Raw genomic sequence first — 3,450 nt, 5'->3', positions numbered from 1 at the left:
TTACAGAATATTTGAAAAAAGAATAATTTTACAATAGGTCACACATTCTGTTCAAAACAGCAGTAATAATTTCACCATAAAAAAGCTAACATTCGTGTAGAAGGGTAGTCAATCTCCGGCATTTTTATACTATTCATCAAATTCGCCGATGTGAATAACACGTATTAACCCGTTAATGTGGTAGTCCGCTGATATAACATTCCAAATAGTTAACAGAGGTTAACCATTGACAGACAGGTTAACGAATGTTAACGTTATAAGGAAGGTTAACCAGTGTTAACTAATACAATTATGGAGGGCATATGTCTAAAAAGGAATTTCTCTCAACAGCGGAATTGGCTAAAATTTTGGGAATAAGCAGGATAGCAGTTTTCAAGAGAATCAAAAAGGGAGACATAACTGCAATAAAAATCGGTAGGAATTATGCTATTCCGGTTGAAAATGTGCAGGGTGATGAACTGCGTAAAAAAAACAAAATACAGGTAGAAAAAGCTGTAGAGAAAGTCGTATCAGAATATGGTGAAGTTTTGAGAAAGTTAGGAAATTCAAAAAATGGCGATGATTAAAGGAATTACTATTAAGGAAGTTGAGTATATTTCATATGAATTGGCAAGAAAAAAACTTAACTATGATGAGCCAATTCCTGCGTTTAATTCTAGATATCCCAACATTTTAGAAAGCTGTTTGCTAGTACCATTTCAGACCTTCTCAAAAAAAATGCTATACACTGGGCTAGTATCAAAAGCAACTGTGCTTTTCTATTTAATGATTAAAAATCATCCGTTTCAAAATGGGAATAAGAGAATTGCAATGACGACTTTATTGGTATTTATGGATAAAAACGGAAAATGGTTAAAAGTTGGTATACAAGAATTTTATGAATTTACAATGCACATTGCATCTAGCCCGGCCGAAAATAAAGAAGAATATTTTCAAATAATATCTAAGTTTATTAGCAAACATTTAATATAAGAGAAGAACGGCGGCGCCCTTGATCCTCCTTGGTTCGACTTCGTGCTTCGACAGGCTCAGCATCCTGAGTGAAATCGAAGGACTCACCACGGGTCGCTGGACAGAGGCTGCGGCGGACAGGCATTCTGGGCATAGTCACACATTCTGTTGAAAACAGCAGTAATATTTTTCAAATAAAAAAGCTAACATTCGCGTAGAATGCTATATTGTAGCTTGCTATTTGGCCCAAATGATGTATACTAGGCCAATTGATGAAAAAGACAATTATGTTTTTTTTCAATGCACAGCCAAATTTAGGAGGCTATTATTATGAAAGGTACAGTTAAGTTTTTCAACGAACAAAAGAATTTCGGTTTTATCACACCGGACGACAACAGCAAAGACCTGTTCGTTCACAAAAATGATATTGCATCCGGATCTTTGCAGGAAGGGGATATCGTAGAATTCGATTCCGCAACCGGCGACAAAGGTTTGAAAGCAATCAATGTCAAAAAGGTTTCATAAGTAAACACTGAAACCGAATTACGGATATTAGTAAGTATCTGAAAGAACAGTTAAAGAAAAAGTAAAAAGCAAACAAGGCAAAACAACAACTACTCAAAGAGGATTAGTGACCCCTGCTCCGCTTAAACTCCGGCAGACTGGCATTAGACATTTTAGTGCTGTTTAATTGGTAAACGCCGCTCTGCCGGCAGGCCGGGTTAAGATAGAAATCACTGCTTGAAAAGCTACCATTCCTGGCGATATAGAATAATTGCATCTATTCATCAGGTTGTTATGGTGGTACAATAGAGCATCGTTGTTTCTGTAGCAGAAAGGAGGATTCAAATGGGTGACAAAGGCGGACAAAAGGACAAGAACAAGCGGTCAAATCAAAAAAAAGCAAAACAGGAAAAAAATAAAAATAAAAATAAAACCAAACCGGCATAGGGGAAATATTAAGAAAGTATAATCGGTCAACGCCTCTGACTGCACTTAATAATGTTGTGTGTTAAAGAGCTGTTGGCTACGGGAGGGAAGACAGCCATTGATGAGCTGTGACGATTAGAATGTTATTCTGATTGTTTTTGACGATTTTGAAAACGCTGTCTTTATTTACGAGCTGGACAGCGGGAATATTCAGCACGTTTTGAAAATCAATGATATTTTTGGCCGGCGCGGTTTCATTGAGTTTTGTTTCAATCAGCAGGACAGGCTTGTTTTTATCCGCGATCAGGAAATCCACTTCTTTTTTTTCTTTATTCCTTATGTAGTGAAGAGTGAATCTCCCCCAGCCCGCCTCGTTCCAGTAATGCATTGCTCTGGTAAGTTCCAGCGCCGCCATATTCTCGAATCTGGAACTTTCGTCCTCAATTTCGGGATAATTGAAAAGATAAATTTTCTTTTCTTTCAGTATTGAGCGTGAAATTTTTTTCGTCCATGGCGCGATTTTGAATATCAGATAGAACGATTCAAATAATTCCAGCCATTTTTTGATGCTGCCGAAATTAACCTGCAATTCTCCGGCAAGATTATTCACCGAAACGGGCGCCCCCACCCGCGAGGGCAAAAGAGAAAACAGCAGCTCTATATTCCCGATATCTTTAATATTGTGCAGGCTTCGTATATCTTCCCGAATAAGCCGGGCGGAGTAATTCATCGCCCATTTGTTGTAAAAAGAGAGACTGTTTTTCAGGTATGGTTCGGGAAAGCCGCCGTTGCGGAACAGACGATTCCATATTTTTTTTGTGGAAGCGGAGTGATTGATATCAAAGCCGGACAGGGGGTTTTTGATAAATTCACCGAATTTTCTTTTTTCTTTACTTAACTCCGCAACAGTAAAGGGAAATAAATGGAACTGAAAATATCTACCCGCCAGAGAATCCCCGCCTTTTTGATATATGTCAAGGCGGCCGCTGCCCGAAACAAGAAATTTGTAATTTTGACCGAACTGGTCGTAGATACCCTTGAGATAATTTTTCCAGCGCTTATATTTATGAATCTCGTCAAAAATCACAAGAGGCGCGGATTCGTCTTTCCTGTTTAAGTGTTCAAAAAAAGCCGGATTTTTTATCAGCATTTGTTTGTGTTTGACAAAGTCCCAGTTGAAATACACACTGTTGCTGAACGCGGATGCTATTTCTTTCGTGAGCGTGGTTTTCCCCACCTGTCGCGGCCCTGACAGAAATACCATTGATTTATCGGATGATAAATCGTCCCACAGATCAATATATGAATTTCTTTTCAACACACGACTATTCTACATGATACTGTGAAAAAGTCAAGACTATTTCACAGTGGGGTATAAAATAGTCAGCTCGGGAAAAGGGCACGCCCTTAATTAAAGATCAGGTTTTGTTTTCCGAGTTGATGATGTAGTCGGCGGCATCGGAGAGGTTTTTGAAATCCTGGCCTAAAAGGATCCCTTTGATATTCACTTTTTTCGCGCCTTCAACATCCGTTATTTTATCACCTATGCACCAGCTTTTGCTGACATCA

General features: G+C 38.6%; 4 protein-coding genes. 3 read left to right on the top strand and 1 reads right to left on the bottom strand.

Translation table 11 applies throughout. The features are described from left to right. Positions 1-302: 302 nt before the first annotated feature. From FP827_00225 to FP827_00215, 3 genes are all read left to right on the top strand, one after another. Positions 303-566 (top strand): helix-turn-helix domain-containing protein, encoded by a 264-nt coding sequence (locus FP827_00225; protein ID MBA3051512.1) that lies wholly within the window; start codon positions 303-305, stop codon positions 564-566. After that, positions 553-972, top strand: coding sequence for a type II toxin-antitoxin system death-on-curing family toxin (locus FP827_00220; protein ID MBA3051511.1), 420 nt, complete (start codon positions 553-555; stop codon positions 970-972). The genes FP827_00225 and FP827_00220 overlap by 14 nt, the downstream gene beginning before the upstream one ends. Positions 973-1,281: 309 nt before the next feature. Next, on the top strand, positions 1,282-1,476 hold the full coding sequence (locus FP827_00215) for a cold shock domain-containing protein (protein MBA3051510.1): 195 nt from the start codon (positions 1,282-1,284) through the stop codon (positions 1,474-1,476). A gap of 502 nt (positions 1,477-1,978) precedes the next feature. Here FP827_00215 and FP827_00210 read toward each other — a convergent pair. Then, positions 1,979-3,202, bottom strand: coding sequence for an ATP-binding protein (locus FP827_00210; protein MBA3051509.1), 1,224 nt, complete (start codon positions 3,200-3,202; stop codon positions 1,979-1,981). Between the last annotated feature and the right edge of the window lie 248 nt (positions 3,203-3,450).

Source organism: Candidatus Omnitrophota bacterium, from assembly GCA_013791745.1.
Taxonomy (GTDB): domain Bacteria; phylum CG03; class CG03; order CG03; family CG03; genus CG03.
Note: the sequence above shows the minus strand (reverse complement) of the source record. Positions and strands in the feature narration are given on the sequence as shown.

Excerpts from the sequence above, each read along its gene's own strand:
- FP827_00225 (MBA3051512.1), top strand. The coding sequence starts at position 303 with ATGTCTAAAAAGGAATTTCTCTCAACAGCGGAATTGGCTAAAATTTTG.
- FP827_00220 (MBA3051511.1), top strand. The coding sequence starts at position 553 with ATGGCGATGATTAAAGGAATTACTATTAAGGAAGTTGAGTATATTTCA.
- FP827_00215 (MBA3051510.1), top strand. The coding sequence starts at position 1,282 with ATGAAAGGTACAGTTAAGTTTTTCAACGAACAAAAGAATTTCGGTTTT.